Raw genomic sequence first — 19,047 nt, 5'->3', positions numbered from 1 at the left:
GAGGTGCCCGAGCGGGCCGAGCCCGCCGACGGCCTGACGGGCCTTCGGATCCCGCTCGGCGGCCTGAGCGTGCTGGCCGCCCCCGGCGGCTACGACCCGGACCGGCTGGCCCGCCGCCTGGTCGGCCTGACGGTCGAGCAGGGCGCCACCCTGGCCGGGACGCCCGGTGCGCGAGTTCCACCCCGACGCGCTGGGCGCGGCGGTGCGGATCCAGGGCGCCCGCCCGGTGCTCTTCGCCGGCTCGGTGCGCGAGGTGCTGGACCCGGCCGCCCGCTACGGCGACCGCGAGCTCACCGCCGCCCTGCGGGCCGCGGCCGCGGACGACGTGGTGGCGCGGCTGCCCGGCGGCCTGGACGCCCGGATCGACGCCGAGGGCCGCAACCTCTCCGGAGGCCAGCGCCAACGCCTGGCGCTGGCGCGGTCGTTGGTCGGCGATCCGCCGGTCCTGGTGCTGGTCGAACCGACCACCGCGCTGGACGCGGTCACCGAGATCGAGATCGCCCGCCGGGTGGCCGAGCACCGGCGCGGCCGCACCACCCTGGTCCTGGGCTCGGCCGGCGCGTTTCCGCGCGGTGGCCGACCACGTCCTGGCCGTCGAGGAGGGCTCCGATGTCTGACGCTCCGTCCCTCTCCCCGGCCCCGCCGGTGGCTGACGTGCCGTCCGGGCCCGGGGGCCGGGCGGTGGCCGGGCCCGCGCCGGTGCTGCCGGTCGCCGACCGCACCGCCGTCCGCCGCCGGGTCGGTGGGCTCGCCGCCCGGTTCGGGGGCCGGCTGACCGCGATCGTGCTGGTGCACGCGGCCGCCGTGGCCGGCGGGCTGGTGCCGCCGTTGGTGCTCGGTTCGCTGGTGGACCGGATCGCGGACGGGCGGGCCGTCGGCCTGCTCGGCCCGGTGCTGCTGATCCTGGCCGCCCTCGTGGTGCACGCCGGCCTGGCCTTCACCGCCGCCTCCTGGTCCTTCGCCCTCGGCGAGCGGATCTTCGCGGTCCTGCGCAACGACTTCCTGGACGGCCTGCTCGCCATGCCGGTGCGCGAACTGGAGACGGTCGACCAGGGCGAGGTGCTCTCCCGCTCCACCTCCGACATGGACGCCGTCCAGGACATCACCCGCACCGGCCTGCCCGAGACGGTGGTCGGCACCGTCACGGTGGCGATGACCCTCGGCGCCGCCTTCCTGGTCGACCCGCTGGTCGCGCTCGGCTGCCTGGTCGGGGTCCCGCCGATCCTGCTCTCCACCCGGTGGTACGTGCGGCGCGCGCCGAAGGCGTACGGGGAGGAGCTGGCCGCCCGGGCCGCCGCCACCGGTGCGCTCACCGAGACCGTCCGCGGCCACGAGGCCGTCACCACGCTGCGCCTGGGGCCGGCCCGGCGGGACGCGGCCCGACGGAGCGTCGGCTCCTGGCGGCGGCTGGCCGGGGAGCCGGTCCGGCTGGAGCGCGCGTGGTTCCCCGCCGTGCAGGCGGGCTACCACCTGCCGCTGCTGGTGGTGGTCGGCTGGGGCGCCTGGCTGGTGCGCGGCGGCCACGCCCAGGTCGGCGACGTGGCGGTGATCGCGCTCTACCTGCGGGCGGTGCTGACCCCGCTGGACGACCTCATCTACTGGTTCGGCGAGGCCCAGGCCGCCGGGGCAGCCCTCGGCCGCATCCTCGGCGTCGGGGTCGGCGCCCTTGACCTTCCGGCGGCTCGCACCGGGCCGGGCCCGGCCGGGCTGCCGGTCCGCTGCGAGGCCCTGACCTTCGGTTACGCCGAGGGCGCCCCCGTCCTGCACTCCCTCGACCTGGAGGTGGCGGCCGGCGAGCGGATCTGCCTGGTGGGCGCCTCCGGGGCGGGCAAGACCACCCTCGCCACCCTGCTGGCCGGCGCCCTGCGGCCGGACTCCGGCCGGGTGCTGATCGGCCGTCAGGAGGCGGCCGTCGGCGGCCGCGCGGAGGTGGTGCTGGTCGCCCAGGAGGACCACGTCTTCCACGGCACCGTCCGGGACAACCTCACCCTGGCGCGCCCCGAGGCCGAGGAGCACGAGCTGTGGGCGGCCCTGGCCTCCGCCGACGCCGACGGCTGGGTCCGCGGACTGCCCGGCGGCCTGGCCACCGCCCTCGGCGAGGACGGCCACCCGCCGACCCCGGCCCAGGCGCGCCAACTCGCCCTCGCCCGGCTCTTCCTGCGCCGCCCCCGGGTCCTGCTGCTCGACGAGGCCACCGCCGGGCTCTCCGAGCGGGCCGCCGGGCACTTCACCGCCGAGCTCTCCCGCTCGCTGGCCGGGACGACCGTGATCCAGGTCGCCCACGACCTCTGGACGGCCGAGCGCAGCGACCGGGTGGTGGTGCTGGAGCACGGCCGGATCGTCGAGAGCGGCGCGCCGAAGGACCTGCGCGACGCGGACGGCCCGTACGCGCGGCTCCGCACGGCCTGGCTGACCACGCTGGAGCCGTCCGCGCCGGGGCCGTCCACGCCGGTGCCGTCCGCGGTGCAGCCGGCCGCGGCCGACGGCGCACACGACGGGCGGCGCCGGTGAACGAGACGCTGCGGGTCACCCCGGGCGCGGCCAGGCTGGACGGCGGCGGCGAGGAGAGCGAGCTGGTCTGGCCCGAGACCGGACGCAGCGTCAGGCTCGGCCGCCGGGCGCTGCACGTGCTCTCCCAGTTCGCCGTCCCCGCCACGGCGGAGGCGGTCGCCGCCCGACTGGAGCGCACCGCCCCCGGCAGCTCCGAGGCCGTCCGCCGGACGGTGGCCGTGCTCGTCGAGGCGGGCGCATTGCAGGCCCAGGACACCGCGGCCGGCCCCGGGCGCAGCACCGGCCTGTACGGCACGCCGCTCTCCACGGTGGCCGAGGCACTCAACGGCCCGGCCGCCTTCGTGGTGATCGGCGCGCCCTACGACCAGGGCGTCTCCTACCGCCCCGGCGCCCGGTTCGGCCCCGAGGCGCTGCGCCGGGTCAGCACCACCGTCTTCCGGGCCGACCCCGGGCTGTGCGGCATGTACGACGCCGAGCACGACCGCCGGCTGCTCGCCGGGGTCGCGCTCGCCGACGTCGGCGACCTGACGGCCGTGCCGGGCGCGGGCGGTGCGGACCTGCTGGACGACCTGGAGCAGCTGGTCGCGCTGACCGCCCAGGCCGGCAAGGTCCCGGTGGTCCTCGGCGGGGACCACTCGCTCACCCTGCGGGTGGTGGACGGCCTGACCCGCCGTCACCACCCGATCGGCGTGCTGCACTTCGACGCCCACCACGACTACGGCCGGGTGCGCACCGGTCCGCGCACCGGCGTGCACCACGGGAACTTCCTGGACTGGGTGCTCGGCAGCGAGGCGGTGGCCTGCGTCGCCCAGTTCGGCGTCCGCCAGCTCACCCCGGAGCGTCCCGAGGCCTGCGCGAAGCTCCAGCGCTGGCCCGGCCGCACCGCCCTGGAGACCGACCCGGACGAGATCGTCCGCCGCCTGCCGGCCGGCCTGGACTGGCACCTCAGCTTCGACCTGGACGTGCTCGACCCGGCCGTGATGCCCAGCACCGGCACGGTGCTGCCCGGCGGCTGGTCCTACCGCGAGGCGCTCGGCCTGCTCACCGCCCTGTGCGAGCGCCTCCCGGTGGCCGGCCTCGACCTGGTCGAGTACCTGCCCGGCCCCGAGGAGGCCCCGGGCGTCACCGCCACCGCCCTGCTGCTGCACGCCCTGCACCACAGCGCCCTGCACCACGCTGCGCTGCACCGCACCGCCGCCCACCGCACCGCCGAACTCCGGGGGAGACCGTCGTGACCGAGCTGCGGCAGCTGACCCCGGATCAGCTCCCCGAACTGAACGACGCCCTGGAGGCGTACGGCCGCGGCGGCGCCGCCGGGATGGACGGCCAGCGGATGGCCGTGCTGGCGCGCTCGCTGGCCGACGGCGACGCCGTGGTGGCCCGGGTGGGCGGCCGGATCGCCGGCTACGCGGCCAACCGGCAGGACTGGGGCGGGGGTTTCGCCCTGGTCGAGTGCGCGGGGGAGGTGCTCGGCCCCTGGCGGCGTCGCGGCGTCGGCGGTGCGCTGCTGGACTGGGCGGTGGACCGGGCCGCCGCCACCGCCTCCTCCACCCTGGTCGAGCTGGTGGTCGACTGCCTCGGCGAGGACACCGGCCTGCGCGCGATGCTGACCGCCCGCGGCTTCACGGCCACCCCCTTCCTGGAGGCCAGCGCCCCGATCCGCCCCCTCCCGGCGGCCGGCCCCGGACTGTCCTTCCGCCCGCTCCGCCCCGGCGACGCCGCCCGGATGGGCGAGCTCTACCGCCGCGCCACCGCCGGGGCGGTCCGCACCCGCGGCGGCGACGAGGCCCTGGTCTCCACCCTGCGCCACCCCTGCCTGCGCCGGGACTCCTGCCTGCTGGCCACCCTCCACGAGGACGGCCCGCCCGTGGGCTTCGCCCTCACCCTCGAATGGCCCGACGCCCCGCACGACCTCTGGATCGACACCCTCTGCGCCGACCCGGACGCCCGCCCCGGCATCGCCCGCGACCTCGCCGCCGAGCTCATCCGCCGCGCCCCGGCCCCCTACCGCACCGTCAGCCTGGGCGCGGCCGAAGCCCTTCTCGACACCCTCGCCGGCCTCGACTTCCACCCCACCCGCCGCTGGACCCGCCACGCCCTGCTGCTCACGGCGGCCTGCTAGCCCAGCACCTCGTTCAGCTCGTCGAGGGCTCCCTGGACGATGGTGCGCATCGCCGTCTCGGCGTCCCCCGAGCGGCCCTCGCAGATCGCGTCGGCGACCTCGCGGTGCAGCGCGACCGCGTACGGCTCGGGTTGATGCGGCATCAGCTGGTGCTCGGTGCGCCCGGTCAGCACGGCGCCGACGGTGTCACCCAGGTGGGCGAACATCTCGTTGCCGGAGGCGCGCAGCACCGTCGCGTGGAAGGCGATGTCGTGCTGCAGGAAGACCGACAGGTCGGAGCGGGCACTGACCGTCAGCTCGACCGCCAGGGCGCCGAGTTCGCGCCGGTGGTCGTCGGTGGCGTGGACGGCCGCCAGGGCGGCGGCCGCCGGCTCCACCGCGACCCGCAGCGATCCCAGTGAACGCAGCTGCGCGGAGCGGTCCGCCCCGGCGAGGCGCCAGCGGATCACCAGCGGGTCGAAGACGTCCCAGCCGGCCTTGGGCTGCACGGTGATGCCGACCCGGCGCCGGGGCGCGACCATCCGCATCGACTCCAGGATGCGCACCGCCTCCCGGACCACCGTCCGGGACACCCCGTACTTCGCCTCGAGCTCCTCGCTGCGCAGCACCGCGCCCTCGGGGATCTCGCCGGAGGCGATGGCCGGTCCGAGGTCGGCGAGCAGTCGGCCGGGCAGGCCCTGGATCTCCATCGGCTCAGGATATCTTCGCCACATATGTATGACGATTGGGTTGCCGCCCCTTGAATAAGTCATACCTTTGCGGCAGTGTCAGTCGTGACCAGTCAGAACAAGGAGCACCAGCCATGGGTCTCAGCGTCGAGAACCAGCCGCCCACCCTCGTGGTGATGGGCGTGTCGGGCGTCGGCAAGACCACCGTCGCCCGCCTGTTGGCCGAGCGGCTCGGCCTCCCGTACGCGGAGGCCGACGACTTCCACCCGCCGGCGAACATCGCCAAGATGGCCGCCGGCGTCCCGCTCGACGACGCCGACCGGCAGCCCTGGCTGCTGGCCCTCGCCGACTGGCTCGGCGGCCGGGTCGCCGAGGGCACCGGGGGAGTGGTGGCCTGCTCCGCGCTCAAGCGGAGCTACCGCGACACCCTGCGCTCCCAGGCCCCGGCCACCCGCTTCGTCCACCTGACCGGCGACCGGGCACTGATCGGCTCCCGGCTGGCCGCCCGCACCGGCCACTTCATGCCGGCCACCCTGCTCGACTCCCAGTACGCCGCGCTCGAACCGCTCCGGGCGGACGAGCCCGGCTTCGCCCTGGACGTCGACCACACCCCCGCCGAACTGGCCGACCGCGCCGCCGACCTGATCACGGCCCGGTCCGCCTGACCCCGCACCCCCACCTCCCCCACACCCCGCGCCTGTTCAACGGAGACCTCGCGTGACCACCCAACTCCTCGCCGCCCCGCTCCCGCACACCTCCAGCGACGGCGTCCTGCTGCTCGCGGTGCTGCTCGGCATCGGCGTCATCGTGCTGCTGATCACCCGCTTCAAGCTGCACCCCTTCCTCGCCCTGATCCTCGGCTCCGGCGTGCTCGCCGCCGTCGCGGGCGCCCCCTTCGACAAGCTGCTCTCCAGCTTCTCGGCCGGCTTCGGCTCCACCGTGGCCAGCGTCGGCCTGCTGATCGGCCTCGGGGCCATGCTCGGCAAGCTGCTCGCCGACTCCGGCGGGGCGGACATCGTCGCCGACACCGTGCTGCGCCGCTCCTCCAAGCGCATGCTGCCCTGGTCGATGGCGCTGATCGCCGCCGTGCTCGGCCTGCCGCTGTTCTTCGAGGTCGGGGTGGTGCTGCTGATCCCGATCGTGATCCTGGTCGCCCGGCGCGGGAACGTCCCGCTGATCCGCCTCGGCATCCCCGCCCTGGCCGGGCTCTCCGTGCTGCACGGCCTGGTGCCCCCCGCACCCGGGCCCGCTGGTCGCCGTCGACGCCCTCAAGGCGGACCTCGGCGTCACCCTGGCGCTCGGCCTGCTGATCGCGGTGCCCACCCTGATCGTGGCCGGCCCGCTGTTCGCCCGCTTCGCCGAGCGCTGGGTCGGCCCGCTGGAGCTGCCCCCGGCCCCGCCCGCCACCGAGAAGCCCGAGCGCACCCCCTCCTTCGCCGCCGTCCTCACCACCATCCTGCTGCCGGTGGTCCTGATGCTCGGCAAGGCCTTGGCCGACGTGGTCATCGACGACCCCAAGGCGATGCCCCAGCGGATCGCCGACTTCATCGGCTCCCCGCTGATCGCACTGCTCGCCGCCACCCTGCTCGGCATGGTCACCCTCGGCCGGGCGGCCGGCTTCACCAAGGCCCGGATCTCCACCACCATGGAGAAGTCGCTCGCCCCGATCGCCGGCATCGTCTTCATCGTCGGCGCGGGCGGCGGCTTCAAGCAGACCCTGATCGACGTCGGCGTCGGGGACGCCGTCAGCTCCTGGTCGGCCAAGTGGCACATCTCGGCCCTGCTGCTCGGCTGGCTGATCGCCGTGCTGATCCGCCTGGCCACCGGCTCCGCCACCGTCGCCACCATCACCGCCGCCGGCATCGTCGCCCCGCTGGCCGCCGACCTCTCCACCACCCACGCCGCCCTGCTGGTGCTCGCCATCGGCGCCGGCTCGCTCTTCCTCTCGCACGTCAACGACGCGGGCTTCTGGCTGGTGAAGGAGTACTTCGGCATGACGGTCGGTCAGACCCTCAAGTCCTGGTCGGTGATGGAGACCCTGATCTCGGTCACCGCGATCGCCCTGATCCTCCCGCTCTCCCTGATCATCTAGGGGCTGTCTCCTTGATGGGGCCGGGGCCGCGCCGCCGGGGCACGCACCTCGCCGGCTTCTCGTCAGTCGCCGATGCTCCGCATGGACTCCCTCCTCGGCGCCGCCGAGGCACGCACCCCGACGACGCGGCCTGATCCGACCCCATCAAGGAGACAGCCCCTAGCCCGGAAGGGCCATGGACGGCCGCCACCCTCCGCTGGAAGGGTGGCGGCCGTCCGGTGTTTCCACGGGGGAGGGGCGTACGTGTCCGCGAGGTACTGGGATCCGGTCCCGGCGGCTCTCCGGGAGGTCGCCCGGGAGGGCGACCCGTTCGACGGCCGCTGGGCCGAACGCAACTGGCGCGGTGTCCCGGGCCCGTTCTACGGCACCGTCCGGGAGGCCGACTCCCCGCCGCGCGACGCCGCCGAGCTGCTCGCCCACGAGGAGCGGGTGGTGGCCGACCTGGTCTACCGTCAGCCCACCGACGTCCTGCAGGTCCAGAGCCTGGTCGCCGAGGTCCGCAAGCACCCCGACCGCCACTACGCGATGGACGGCGACCAGCACTGGACCCCGGCCGCCGTCCGGGCCTGGTGGTACGAGCGCGGTCGGGTCAAGGAGTGGGCCCTCAAGGCCGCCGCGCACCGCGCCGGCACCGGCGACCGGGAGCAGGACCAGCTGGTCCAGGAGCTGCGCGGCTACGTCGACTACATCGACCAGCTGCTCCAGGAGGACCTGCGCGGCTACCTGTTCTGGCTGGAGGAGCGCCGCCTCCCCGAGCGCTGCGACCGGCTGCCTCTGCTGGTGAAGCAGACCCGCCGCCTGCCCCCGCCGCGCTCCGCGGACGAGGCCGCCGTGGTGGCCGGCTACCTGGTGGTCGAACCGGAGGGGGACGAGGTCTCCGTCGCCGCCTGCCGGGTCGGCCAACTGCCGCGGGACGACCACTGGTTCTCCTCCCGGGAGGCCGCGCTGGCGGCCTGCGCCCGGCTGCGGATCGGGCCGCCGGCCCGGCTGCTCGGACTGCTGGTGACCCCCGGTCAGGCGAAGGTGCTGGCCAGGGCGGTCCGCAAGGCCGACGGCGATGACCCGGTGCTGCTCGCCAACCTCGCCTCCCCGCCCGCCCTCGACGAGGGCGGCACCCGCCTCGGCTGGGAGGTGATCGGCTACGACGCCGGCCACCTGCACACCTGGCGCTGCCACGACCCGTCCGGGGACGCCCTCGCCGAACTCGGCGTCCGCACCGGCCCGGACGGCCTGTTCGCCGGCCTGGCCGACGCGGAGCGGGTCGCGGCCGTGCTCAACGGGTGGGCCGCCGACCGGCCCGCCATCTGGTTCGCGGGCGAGGTGCTCGGCTGGCCCGGTCCCGCGAAGGCCGCCGCCGACGGGCCCGGCTCCTGGCGGAACCGACTGCGCCGCTGAACGCCGGAACGGCCCGCCCCCCGTGGCAAGGGGCGGGCCGTTCCGGCCGTACTGACGGTGCCTTACTTCTTGCCGCGCTTCGCCAGGAAGGCGTCCACCTCGGCCCGGATCTCCGGGGTGTCGAGCCCACGGACCGTCATGGTGGTGCGGCGGCGCAGCACGTCGTCCGCGGTGTACGCCCACTCGTTGTCCGCGGCGTACGCGACCTGGGCCCAGACGTCCGGGCCGTCGGCGTGGATCGGCTCGCCGAGCTCGGGGTTCTCCGCGATCAGGTGGGCGATCTCGAAGGAGAGGGTGCCGTAGTGCGAGGCCAGGTGCTTGGCCACCAGCGGCTCCATCCGTGAGCCGGGCTCGCGGTCCACGAGCAGGCGGTGGGCCACCGCGTTCGGGGCGCCGACGCCGGGCAGCGGGACGGTGGCCGGGATCGGGGACATGTCCTCGCGCAGACCGGTGCCGGGCACGTGGGCCAGCTTCTCCAGGACGGTGCGGCCGATGTGACGGTACGTCGTCCACTTGCCGCCGGCCACCGAGAGCATGCCGCCCCGGCCCTCGGTGACGACCGTCTCGCGCTTGGCGGCGGCGGTGTCGCCCGGGCCGCCGGGCAGCACGCGCAGGCCGGCGAAGGCGTAGGTGATCAGGTCGCGGTCCAGGTGCTCGTCGCGGATCGCGTGGCCGGCCTCGCCCATGATCTGGTCGATGTCGGCCTCGGTGGCGCGCACGTCGCGCGGGTCACCGGTGTACTCCTCGTCGGTGGTGCCGAGCAGGACGTGGTCCTCCCACGGGATCGCGAACGACACGCGGTACTTGTCGATCGGGATGGTGAGCGCCGCGCGCCACGGGGTGCGCCGCTTGACCACCACGTGCGCGCCCTTGGACAGGCGGATGGACGGGGCGGCGCCCTTGTCCTCCATCTGGCGCAGGTGGTCGACCCACGGGCCGGTGGCGTTGAGCACCAGGCGCGCGTTGACGCCGAACTCGGTGCCGTCCAGACGGTCCTTCAGCTCGGCACCGGTCACCCGGCCGCCGGTGAAGCGCAGTCCGGTCACCTCGGCGTGGTTGAGCACCACGGCCCCGGCCTCGACCGCCGCGCGCACCGTCATCACGGCGACCCGGGAGTCGTTCATCTGGTGGTCGCCGTAGACGGCGACCGAGCGCAGGCCCTCGGTGCGCAGCGCGGGCACCTGCTGGGCGGCGTGCGCGGCGGTGGAGACCCGGCCCATGCCGTCGCGGAAGGCGGAGAGCGCGGAGTAGAGGAAGACGCCGGCGCCGAGCTTGGTGGCGCCGTGCGGGCCGCCCTTGTAGACCGGCACGAAGAAGGTCAGCGGGTTGACCAGGTGCGGGGCCACGTCGGTGGAGAGGACGCGGCGCTCCTTGTGGTTCTCCGCGACCAGCTTGACCGCGCCGGTCTGCAGGTAGCGCAGACCGCCGTGGACCAGCTTGGAGGAGGCGGAGGAGGTGGCGCCGGCGAAGTCGCCCGCGTCCACCATGGCGACCTTGAGGCCCGACTGGGCGGCGGTCCAGGCGGTGGCGGTGCCGAGGATGCCGCCGCCGATCACCAGGAGGTCGTAGGTGGCCTTGCCCAGCAGCTCGCGGGCCTCGGCGCGGGAGGCGGTACGTCCGGTGGTGTAGCCGGCGCCCAGGGTCGGGATGGAAGCCATGGTGTGTGTTGCGGTGCCGGTGCGGGCGGCGCCGCGTCTCCTCTCGTAGTACTGCGCTGCGGCCTCCTGCTGAGAGGCCGTCAAGAAACGACGCTGGCCGGTCGGGGCCGCTGCGGCCCCGACCGGCGTGACGGTCAGCTCTCCTCGTCCTCCTCCACCCAACCCATGGTGCGCTCCACGGCCTTGAGCCACTTCTTGTACTCCCGCTCGCGGGTGGCCTCGTCCATCCGGGGGGTCCACTCGGCGGCGCGGTGCCAGTTGGCCCGCAGGGTGTCCAGGTCCGGCCAGAAGCCGACCGCGAGGCCGGCCGCGTAGGCCGCGCCAAGCGCGGTGGTCTCGGCCACGTAGGGCCGCTCGACCGGGGCGTCCAGGACGTCCGCGATGTTCTGCATGAGCAGGTTGTTGGAGGTCATCCCACCGTCCACCTTGAGGGCGGTGAGCTCCACGCCGGAGTCCTTCTGCATGGCGTCGACGACCTCGCGGGTCTGCCAGGCGGTGGCCTCCAGCACGGCGCGGGCCAGGTGGCCCTTGGTCACGTACCGGGTCAGACCGGCGATCACACCGCGGGCGTCGGAGCGCCAGTACGGGGCGAACAGGCCGGAGAAGGCCGGCACGAAGTAGGCACCGCCGTTGTCGTCGACGGTCGAGGCCAGGGTCTCGATCTCGGCGGCGGTGGAGATGATGCCCAGCTGGTCGCGCAGCCACTGCACCAGCGAGCCGGTGACCGCGATCGAGCCCTCCAGGGCGTAGACCGGGGCCTGGTCGCCGATCTGGTAGCCGACGGTGGTGAGCAGGCCGTGGTACGAGTTGACGATCTTCTCGCCGGTGTTCAGCAGCAGGAAGGTGCCGGTCCCGTAGGTGGACTTGGCCTCGCCCTCGTTGAAGCAGGTCTGGCCGAACAGCGCGGCCTGCTGGTCGCCGAGCGCGGCCGCCACCGGGACGCCCTCCAGGTCGCCGACCGCGTGGCCGTAGACCTCGGCGGAGGAGCGGATCTCCGGGAGGACCTGGAGCGGGACGCCCATCGACTCGGCGATCCGCTCGTCCCAGGCCAGGGTGGCGAGGTTCATCAGCATGGTGCGGCTGGCGTTGGTCACGTCGGTGACGTGCTTGCCGCCGTTGACGCCGCCGGTGAGGTTCCAGATCACCCAGGTGTCCATGGTGCCGAACAGGATGTCGCCGGCCTCGGCGCGCTCGCGCAGGCCCTCGACGTTGTCCAGCAGCCAGCGGATCTTCGGGCCGGCGAAGTAGCTGGCCAGCGGGAGGCCGGTCTCGCGGCGGAAGCGGTCCTGGCCGACGTTGCGGCCCAGCTCGCGGCAGAGCGCCTCGGTCCGGGTGTCCTGCCAGACCAGCGCGTTGTGCACCGGCTGGCCGGTGTTCTTGTCCCACAGCACGGTGGTCTCGCGCTGGTTGGTGATGCCGATGGCGCGAATGTCGTCCTTGGTCAGTCCGGCCTTCTCCAGCGCGCCGCGGACCACGGACTGCACCCGGGTCCAGATCTCGGCGGCGTCGTGCTCGACGTAGCCGGGCTGCGGGAAGATCTGGCTGTGCTCCTGCTGGTCGACGGCGACGATCCGGCCGTCCTCGCCGAAGATGATGCAGCGGCTGGAGGTGGTGCCCTGGTCGATCGCGGCGACGTAGTTGCCAGTGGAGGTCATGGAGGGTCCTCGGCTCGAATGGGGGTTCGGGAAGATCGGACTGACGAGTGGTCAGTCCCCGTGCTCAGGAGTGGGGCAAACCAACAGGCTGTCAGAACGCCAGGTGGTAGAAGCCGCCGGCCAGCAGGCCGCCGATGACGGGGCCGGCCACCGGCACCCAGGCGTAGGACCAGTCGGAGCCGCCCTTGTGCGGGATGGGCAGCAGGGCGTGCACGATGCGCGGGCCCAGGTCACGGGCCGGGTTGATGGCGTAGCCGGTCGGGCCGCCCAGCGAGAGGCCGATGCCGACCACGGTGAAGGCCACGATCAGGATGCCGGTGCCGGACAGGCCCAGGCCCTTGGTCAGGCCCTGGGTGAGGATGGCCAGGCAGAGCACGAAGGTGCCGATGATCTCGGTGAGCAGGTTCTGCACCGGGTTCCGGACCTCGGGGCCGGTGGCGAAGATGCCCAGGGTGGGGGCGTCGTTCGCCTGGAACTGGCCGAGGTAGGTGACCCAGACCAGGGCGGCGCCGATCATCGCGCCGAGCAGCTGGCTGCCGAGGTAGAGCGGGACCTTGCCCCACTCGCCGGTGTCGGCGGCGATCGCCAGCGTGACGGCGGGGTTCAGGTGGGCGCCGGACTTCGGGGCGGACATGTAGGCGGCGATCATCACCGCGAAGCCCCAGCCGAAGGTGATGGCGAGCCAGCCGGCGTTGACGGCCTTGGACTTCTTGAGGGTCACTGCGGCGCAGACGCCGCCGCCCAGGAGTATCAGTGCGGCGGTGCCGAGGGTTTCGCCGACAAAGATGTCGCCGTTGGTGAACGCGGACACAAAGGACTCCTTCGTCCGTGACCGGAGCAGGTGGGGGAGGTGCACGTTCCCGTCCCGGGGTCGTGCGCTGACGGGTGGCGTTCCGGTCGCTCCGGACACCGTTCGACAATGTCGACCGTCATGCGGAAGCTTCCCCCTGTGGTCGCCCCCGCGTCAAGGGCGGGTGACCGACCTGTGATCCATCACTCACGGTGATCCCCCGGTGCCGGGGAAATCAGCACCCTTGTCACCGGAAAAGCGGACAAAACGCAGAGGCGCGGGCAGGAATCAACCTGCCCGCGCCTGCGGGAAGCTCACGAAGCGTCAGATGTGACCGCTGGAAACGCCCGGCTAGAAACGCCCGGCACCCAGGTCCCGGGAGATGGCCCGGGCCGCGCTGCGCACCGAGGCCACCAGGGAGGGCTTCACGAACCCGTCCTCGCAGACGCGCTCCACCGCCCCGCTGATGCACACCGCCCCCACCGGATTGCGCCGGCGGTCCTGGATCAGCGCGCCGATCGAGGCCACGCCGTCCCAGGTCTCCTCCACCGCCGCGGCCCAGCCCCGCTCCCTGGTCAGCGCCGCCTCGGCGTCGATGTCCGCCAGGTCGGTGAGCGTGCGCGAGGTGTACGACTCCAACGGCCCGTCGCCCAGCTCGCCCCGGGCCACCGGGTCGTACGCCAGCAGCACCTTGCCGAGCGCGGTGGAGTGCAGCGGCTGCATCGAGCCCACCTCCAGCACCTGCCGGGTGTCGTCCGGGCGGAACACGTGGTGCACGATCAGCACGCCCTGCTGGTGCAGCACCCCGAGGTAGACCGTCTCCCCGCTGGCCCGGGCCAGGTCGTCGGCCCAGACCAGCGCCCTGGCCCGCAGCTCGTGCACGTCCAGGTAGCTCTGCCCGAGCCGGAGCAGCTCGGCGCCCAGCTGGTACTTCCCGCTCTCCGGGTCCTGCTCGACGAACCCCTCCTGCTGGAGGGTGCGCAGGATGCCGTGCGCGGTGCCCTTGGCCAGGTCCAGCGCGGTGGCCACCTCCGACAGGCCCAGCCGCCGTTCGCCACCGGCCAGCAGCCGCATGATCGCGGCAGCCCGGGAGAGCGACTGGATCGGCCCTGGCATGTGTACCTCCGCTGACAGGCGGTCGACATTGTCGACCGCAGTGGTATCGCCCCGAGTCTGCCAGGCCGACGGCCGGGCGCGCACGTTCTCCGTCAGCGACTGTCAGTTCCGTCGGTCACGTCGGCCTCCCGCACCACCCGGGCGAGCGCCGCGATCTCCGCCGGGCCGACCCGGCAGCACCCTCCCACCAGCCGGGCCCCGTCCGCCAGCCACTGCGCCACGCGTTCGGGCACGAAGGTCGAACCGCCCCGCCAGTCGCGGGCTCCGGCGTCCCAGCCCTCACCGCTGTTCGGGTAGACCACGACCGGCTTCCCGGCCGCCTCCGCCACCACCTTCACCGCACGGTCCGCGTCCTGGGGCGAGCAGCAGTTCACCCCGACCGCCACCACCTCCGGCACCCCGGCCGCCGGCGCCGCGGCCTCCGCCAGCGGCTGCCCCGCCCTGGTCCGCTCCCCGTCGACCGAGAACGACAGCCAGGCCGGCACCCCCAGCCCGTCCAGCACCCGCAGCACCGCCTCGGCCTCCACGGCGTCCGGCACCGTCTCCACCGCCAGCACGTCCGGCCCGGCCGCCGCCAGCACCTCCAGCCGCGGCCCGTGGAAGTCCACCAGCTGACCGACCGTCAACCCGTACCGCCCCCGGTACTCCGACCCGTCCGCCAGCACCGCCCCGTACGGCCCCACCGAGGCCGCCACCCACTCCGGCCCCGCCGCCCGGGCCAGCGCCACGCTCTCCCCGAGCAGCCGCACGGCCTCCTCGGGCTCGACCCCCCGCCGGGCGAAGCCCTCGAAGCTCGCCTGGTAGCTGGAGGTGATGACCACCTGGGCGCCGGCCTCGACGTACGCCCGGTGCGCCGCCGTCAACGCCGCCGGATCGTCCGCCAGCAGCCGCGCCGACCACAGCTCGTCCGAGAGGTCCTGCCCCGCGTCCGCCAACTGGTTCGACAGCCCCCCGTCCAGCACCAGCGGCCCCGCCGCCAACGCCCGCACGAACGCGTTCCCCACTGTCCTCACCCTCCGTACGCCGACCACCGCACGCTACAACGCGCAAGATCGCCGACGGATGCCCGTCCCGTCCCGCGAGACACTGACGCACCGTCACCCGCTCCGACTAGCATCCAGCCATGACAGGCCCCTTCACGCACTGCCACTGGTGCGGCACCCCGTACGCGCCCGGCACCACCACCTGGCCGCGCACCTGCCCCGGCTGCGGCGAGATCAGCTACCGCAACCCGCTGCCGGTCGCCGTCGCCCTCCAGCCCGTCGAGCAGCCGGACGGCACCCGCGCCCTGCTCGTCATCCGCCGCACCATCGAGCCCGGCTACGGCGAGCTCGCCCTCCCCGGCGGCTACATCGACTACGGCGAGAACTGGCAGACCGGCGCCGCCCGCGAACTCCGCGAGGAGGCCGGCCTGGAGGTCGACCCCGCCCAGGCCCGGCTGGCCGACACCGGCAGCGACGAGCGCGGCGCCTTCCTGATGCTCTTCGCCCTCTTCCCGCCGCGCACCCTCGACTCGCTGCCGCCGTCCGTCCCCACCGACGAGACGGACGGCTGGCACCTGCTCACCCTGCCGACCAGGCTGGCCTTCCCGCTGCACACCCAGATCGCCGAGGCCTGGTTCAAGGGCGCCTACGACTGACCGGCGGCCGGGCTCTGCACGGGGCTGCGCACCTGGCTCTGGGCCGGGCTCTGCTGCTGGCCCTGGCTCTGCTGTCCCTGACTCTGCTGGGCCGGGCTCTGCACCTGCCGCTGGCTCGCACCGCCCGACGGCGACGCCGCCTTGCTCTGCGCCGCCGAGCCCGACCCGGACCCGGCTCCGGACGGCGCGCCGGACTGCTGCTGCCCGACCGACGGCGAACCCGACCGGCCGGAGGGCGAGGAGGACGGGGCCCCGGGGGACTGCGAGCCAGGCGAGGCGGAGCCCGACCCGGACGGCGAACCCGAGGACGAGCCCGAGGACGACGCGGAGCCGGAGGCCGACGGCGAACCCACCCCGTGCGCGTACGACTGCCCGCTCGACGGGTCCACCACCGTCACGTCCTTCAGCGGCGACGGCGCCGGGCTCACCACCACGGTGTCCTGCGGCTTGAACGCCGGCCACGGCGTCCCCGAGTACGCCGGCGGCACCGCCAGCGCGGCCGGCGGCAGCAGCGGATTGCCGCAGGCGCACCGCACCCGGGGCAGCCCGCGCCCGTCGATCAGCACCGCCGTCCCGCTCTGCAGCACCGACTGGTACGGGGTGGCCACGCCGTTGGCGAAACCGTGGTTGGTCACCCGGGTGTCCGAACGCAGCACCACCGGGGTGAGCGAGCGCAGGTAGGGGTCGATGGTGGACGGGTCGATGCCCAGCACCCCGGCCCAGGCCCTGCCCTTGGCCTGATCCGACGTCAGGAAGGCCGACAGCTTCGGCACGTCGCAGCTGGCCGTCTGCCGGCTGCCCCCGTACAGGCCCGGGTCCGAACCCGTGACCGTCCGGCCCGTCGCCGACCCCGAGGCGCTCGCCGCCCCGGAAGCCGTCGCGCTCTCCGACATCGCCACCACCGCCACCGACCCGGTGAACGGATCGGGCCCGGACGCCGCCACCGGCTGCAACGCCACCTGCGGCGCGGCCTCGGTCTTGGTGTCCTTCCCGCCCCCGTTGGTCAGCACCACCGTCAGCACCGCGGCCCCCGCCGCCACGGCCACCACCGCCAACCCCTTCGGCCCCCGCCACCACGGCCTGCGCCCGCCCCGCCACCCCCGGCCGGCACCAACCGCCGCCCCCCGTCCCCGGGCGGCCCGACGCCTGACGCCCCGCCACCCGACGGCCCGTCACCCGAGGGCGGCCCTCCGTTCGGCCCCGACAGCGGCCCGGACGGCGGCCCCGACACCACCCCGCCGGACGAGGCTCCCGACCCCGCGGCGGACCCGGCACCGCTCGGCGGCTCCACCGGCGGGGTCGCCCCGACCTCCGTGGGCGGCCCGCCCGCCGACGGACGGGGCATCGCGGGCTCGGTCGGCGACGGCCCGCCACCCCCCGAAGGCGGACCCGAGTACGGACCGGTGGGTTCGGACGGCGGTTGGGAGCTCACGAGCTGCCTCCAAGGGCTGCGCTTCTGCCTTCCCCCGCCGCTCATTCTCGACCCGCCCACCCCACCCGTCGCGCCGACCACCGCCGTCCGTGGTGACCCCGGTGGCCCCGTGCCCCCTGGCGTCACCGCTTCCGGCTCGCCGACCGTGCGCGCCCGGCCGAAGCTGAGGTGATCAGGGAACCCCCGTCCACCGGGAGCCGCCATGCCGTCCCAGGCCGGTACGCCGTCCACCGCCGCGCGCCACCTCCGTCCCTGGGCGGAGGCGCTCCTCACCGCCGTCGTGCCGCTGCTCCTGATGGCAGGCCTGGCCGCCCTCGGCCTCTGGCTGGCCGGAGCCGACTCCCTGCCCGACGGCGCGTTCCCCTCCGTGGTCGCCGCCACCGTGCTGATGGCCCTCGGCGTGCCCGTCGAGCTCAACGGCACGGCGGCCTTCGTCGCCGAGGCGCAGGGCGGCCCTGGAAGCCATGCCGCTCTCCGTCACCCTGCTCGGCGCCCTCGCCACCGCCCACCTCTTCCTCGCCCGCGCTGCGCCTGCGCGCCCGTCGCCACCCCCGCCGAACTCGCCGCCAGAGCGGGCCGCACCGCCCTCCTCTGGCTGGTCCTGATCACCCTGCTCCGGCTCCCCGCCGACGCACAGCTCGCCGTCCCCCACCGGCGACCCCCCTGCTCGACGACCCTCGGCGCGGCCTTCGGCGCCGCCCCGGCCGTCGGCTTCCGACACCGCCCTGCTCCCCACCTCTCGGCATCGGCCTGCTCTGGCTCGCGGGCGTCCTGCTGCTCACCCTGCTCGCCTCCCGCCGCGCACACCCTCCCGCCCGCCCTGCTGCGGTACCGCTCCGCCGTCCAGCCCGCCGCCCACGCCGTGCTCACCCTGCTGCTGCTCTTACGTCGCCCTGGCCGCCGTCGCCGGCCTGGTCACCGCAGCCGTGGCCGGCCACCCCCGCACACCTTCGCCGTCCTGCTGCTGGCCCTGCCCAACCTCGCCTGGCTGGCCTCGGCATCGGCCTCGGCGGTGCCTGGCACGGCTCGGCCGCCCACCGACATCGGCCTCCCCATGCCGCCCGCCCTCGCCGAGGTCCTGCGCGTCCCTCCGGCCAGGACGCCACCCTCGACCTCTCGACCCTCGCCGCCCACGACGGCCGCGCCTGGCTGCTCGCGGCCCCTCGCCGCCGTGACGCTCCTGCTCGCCGGCTACGGCGCCGCCCGCCACACCGCCCCCGGCACCCGCCTCTGGCAGTACGCGGCCCATCTCGCCGCCGCCCTCGCCGCGGCCCGCCCTGCTGCTCGGCCTGGTGACCCGGATCTCCGCCGCCCTGGGCCTGTCCTGCTCGGCTTCGACGCGACGGGCGGCGGCGTTCTCCTCACCCCGGACCTGCTGCGCACACGTCCCGCTCGCCGCCCTCTGGGGCGCCCTGGCCGGCCTGCTCGGCGGCCTCGCCGCCCGTCGCCGCCACCCCCGCTGACGGCCCGTCACTGCTCCCGGACGAACACCGGCCACGCCCACGCGGGCGGCACCGGATCCTCCTCCACCGCCGGCACCACCGGCACCACCTCGGTCGGCGTCGGCCCCGCGGCGACCACCACCGGCCGCCCGTCGTCCGCCGCCCGCAGCGCCGCCACGAACTCCAGGCAGGAGGCGTACCGCTCCTCCGGAGTCTTCGCCAAGGCCCCGCCCCAGCACCCCGTCCAGGCCGCCGGCAGGTCCGGCCGCAGCTCGCGCACCGACGGCGCCTCGTCGTGCAGGTGCGCCCAGAGCAGCGCCAGGTCGTCCTCGCGCCGGAACGGCGGCTAGTCCCCGTCAGCTCCTCGTAGACCACGCACCCCAGGCTGTAGACGTCGCACCGCCCGTCCACCGGCCCGCCCGGAGATCTGCTCCGGCGCCACGTAGTCCAGCGTCCCGACGAACTGCCCGACCGTGGTCAGTCCGGTCAGCGAGAGCGACTTCTGTGAGCCGGTCGGTCAGTAGACG

Annotated in this window: 14 protein-coding genes and 3 pseudogenes; 9 read left to right on the top strand and 8 right to left on the bottom strand. The window is 74.9% G+C overall.

Annotated elements, in window-relative coordinates; genetic code table 11:
- The first annotated feature begins 166 nt into the window (after positions 1–166).
- Genes ABD946_RS15985 through ABD946_RS15970 form a run of 4 tightly spaced genes read left to right on the top strand, consistent with a single transcriptional unit; the run spans position 167 to position 4,633 of the window.
- The gene (locus tag ABD946_RS15985; RefSeq protein ID WP_345284105.1) at positions 167–775 is read left to right on the top strand and encodes an ATP-binding cassette domain-containing protein; all 609 of its coding nucleotides are present in this window, start codon (positions 167–169) and stop codon (positions 773–775) included.
- Positions 682–2,511, top strand: a complete 1,830-nt coding sequence (locus ABD946_RS15980) for an ABC transporter ATP-binding protein (protein ID WP_345284103.1) — start codon at positions 682–684, stop codon at positions 2,509–2,511. Before ABD946_RS15985 ends, ABD946_RS15980 begins: the two co-directional genes overlap by 94 nt.
- Complete coding sequence (locus tag ABD946_RS15975; RefSeq protein WP_345284076.1) at positions 2,508–3,746, top strand: arginase family protein; 1,239 nt, start codon at positions 2,508–2,510, stop codon at positions 3,744–3,746. The genes ABD946_RS15980 and ABD946_RS15975 overlap by 4 nt, the downstream gene beginning before the upstream one ends.
- Complete coding sequence (locus ABD946_RS15970; RefSeq protein ID WP_345284074.1) at positions 3,743–4,633, top strand: GNAT family N-acetyltransferase; 891 nt, start codon at positions 3,743–3,745, stop codon at positions 4,631–4,633. Before ABD946_RS15975 ends, ABD946_RS15970 begins: the two co-directional genes overlap by 4 nt.
- Here ABD946_RS15970 and ABD946_RS15965 read toward each other — a convergent pair.
- Complete coding sequence (locus ABD946_RS15965; protein ID WP_345284072.1) at positions 4,630–5,322, bottom strand: FadR/GntR family transcriptional regulator; 693 nt, start codon at positions 5,320–5,322, stop codon at positions 4,630–4,632. The two genes, ABD946_RS15970 and ABD946_RS15965, sit on opposite strands and share 4 nt — an antisense overlap.
- Positions 5,323–5,435: 113 nt before the next feature.
- On the opposite strand from ABD946_RS15965, the gene ABD946_RS15960 reads away from it, so the two are divergent.
- From ABD946_RS15960 to ABD946_RS15950, 3 genes and pseudogenes are all read left to right on the top strand, one after another.
- Entirely contained in the window at positions 5,436–5,966 is a 531-nt protein-coding gene (locus tag ABD946_RS15960) for a gluconokinase (protein ID WP_345284070.1), read from the top strand.
- Between the two features lie 52 nt (positions 5,967–6,018).
- Positions 6,019–7,393, top strand: a pseudogene (locus ABD946_RS15955) (GntT/GntP/DsdX family permease).
- Between the two features lie 243 nt (positions 7,394–7,636).
- Positions 7,637–8,788 carry a hypothetical protein gene (locus ABD946_RS15950; protein WP_345284068.1) on the top strand — a complete coding sequence of 384 codons (1,152 nt, stop codon included), beginning with the start codon at positions 7,637–7,639 and terminating at the stop codon, positions 8,786–8,788.
- Between the two features lie 62 nt (positions 8,789–8,850).
- Here the strand turns inward: ABD946_RS15950 and ABD946_RS15945 are convergent, their stop codons facing one another.
- The 5 genes from ABD946_RS15945 to mmuM all read right to left on the bottom strand — a co-directional run bounded on the left by ABD946_RS15945 (position 8,851) and on the right by mmuM (position 15,020).
- The gene (locus ABD946_RS15945) at positions 8,851–10,446 is read right to left on the bottom strand and encodes a glycerol-3-phosphate dehydrogenase/oxidase (RefSeq protein WP_345284101.1); all 1,596 of its coding nucleotides are present in this window, start codon (positions 10,444–10,446) and stop codon (positions 8,851–8,853) included.
- Between the two features lie 134 nt (positions 10,447–10,580).
- Entirely contained in the window at positions 10,581–12,101 is a 1,521-nt protein-coding gene (gene glpK, locus ABD946_RS15940) for a glycerol kinase GlpK (RefSeq protein ID WP_345284066.1), read from the bottom strand.
- A gap of 91 nt (positions 12,102–12,192) precedes the next feature.
- Positions 12,193–12,912: an MIP/aquaporin family protein gene (locus ABD946_RS15935; RefSeq protein ID WP_345284064.1), complete on the bottom strand. Its 720-nt coding sequence runs from the start codon at positions 12,910–12,912 to the stop codon at positions 12,193–12,195.
- A gap of 330 nt (positions 12,913–13,242) precedes the next feature.
- Positions 13,243–14,007, bottom strand: coding sequence for an IclR family transcriptional regulator (locus ABD946_RS15930; RefSeq protein ID WP_345284062.1), 765 nt, complete (start codon positions 14,005–14,007; stop codon positions 13,243–13,245).
- 92 nt (positions 14,008–14,099) lie between these two features.
- Positions 14,100–15,020 carry a homocysteine S-methyltransferase gene (gene mmuM, locus ABD946_RS15925; RefSeq protein ID WP_380148755.1) on the bottom strand — a complete coding sequence of 307 codons (921 nt, stop codon included), beginning with the start codon at positions 15,018–15,020 and terminating at the stop codon, positions 14,100–14,102.
- A 110-nt stretch (positions 15,021–15,130) separates the two neighbouring features.
- Here mmuM and ABD946_RS15920 point away from each other — a divergent pair, with 110 nt between their 5' ends.
- On the top strand, positions 15,131–15,646 hold the full coding sequence (locus ABD946_RS15920; protein WP_345284058.1) for an NUDIX domain-containing protein: 516 nt from the start codon (positions 15,131–15,133) through the stop codon (positions 15,644–15,646).
- Here ABD946_RS15920 and ABD946_RS15915 read toward each other — a convergent pair.
- Positions 15,637–16,695 carry a DUF6777 domain-containing protein gene (locus ABD946_RS15915; RefSeq protein ID WP_345284057.1) on the bottom strand — a complete coding sequence of 353 codons (1,059 nt, stop codon included), beginning with the start codon at positions 16,693–16,695 and terminating at the stop codon, positions 15,637–15,639. The two genes, ABD946_RS15920 and ABD946_RS15915, sit on opposite strands and share 10 nt — an antisense overlap.
- Positions 16,696–17,280: 585 nt before the next feature.
- Here ABD946_RS15915 and ABD946_RS15910 point away from each other — a divergent pair.
- Positions 17,281–18,399: pseudogene (locus ABD946_RS15910) on the top strand (streptophobe family protein); the annotation flags it as partial.
- A gap of 149 nt (positions 18,400–18,548) precedes the next feature.
- Here the strand turns inward: ABD946_RS15910 and ABD946_RS15905 are convergent.
- Positions 18,549–19,028 (bottom strand): annotated as a pseudogene (locus ABD946_RS15905) (protein kinase domain-containing protein); the annotation flags it as partial.
- Between the last annotated feature and the right edge of the window lie 19 nt (positions 19,029–19,047).

The organism is Kitasatospora albolonga (assembly GCF_039535905.1).
In the GTDB taxonomy this organism is placed as follows: domain Bacteria; phylum Actinomycetota; class Actinomycetes; order Streptomycetales; family Streptomycetaceae; genus Kitasatospora; species Kitasatospora albolonga.
The sequence above is the reverse complement of the archived record's forward strand: the minus strand, read 5'-3'. Positions and strand labels throughout refer to the sequence as shown.

Excerpts from the sequence above, each read along its gene's own strand:
- ABD946_RS15930 (WP_345284062.1), bottom strand. The coding sequence starts at position 14,007 with ATGCCAGGGCCGATCCAGTCGCTCTCCCGGGCTGCCGCGATCATGCGG.
- ABD946_RS15960 (WP_345284070.1), top strand. The coding sequence starts at position 5,436 with ATGGGTCTCAGCGTCGAGAACCAGCCGCCCACCCTCGTGGTGATGGGC.
- ABD946_RS15920 (WP_345284058.1), top strand. The coding sequence starts at position 15,131 with ATGACAGGCCCCTTCACGCACTGCCACTGGTGCGGCACCCCGTACGCG.
- glpK (WP_345284066.1), bottom strand. The coding sequence starts at position 12,101 with ATGACCTCCACTGGCAACTACGTCGCCGCGATCGACCAGGGCACCACC.
- ABD946_RS15945 (WP_345284101.1), bottom strand. The coding sequence starts at position 10,446 with ATGGCTTCCATCCCGACCCTGGGCGCCGGCTACACCACCGGACGTACC.
- ABD946_RS15965 (WP_345284072.1), bottom strand. The coding sequence starts at position 5,322 with ATGGAGATCCAGGGCCTGCCCGGCCGACTGCTCGCCGACCTCGGACCG.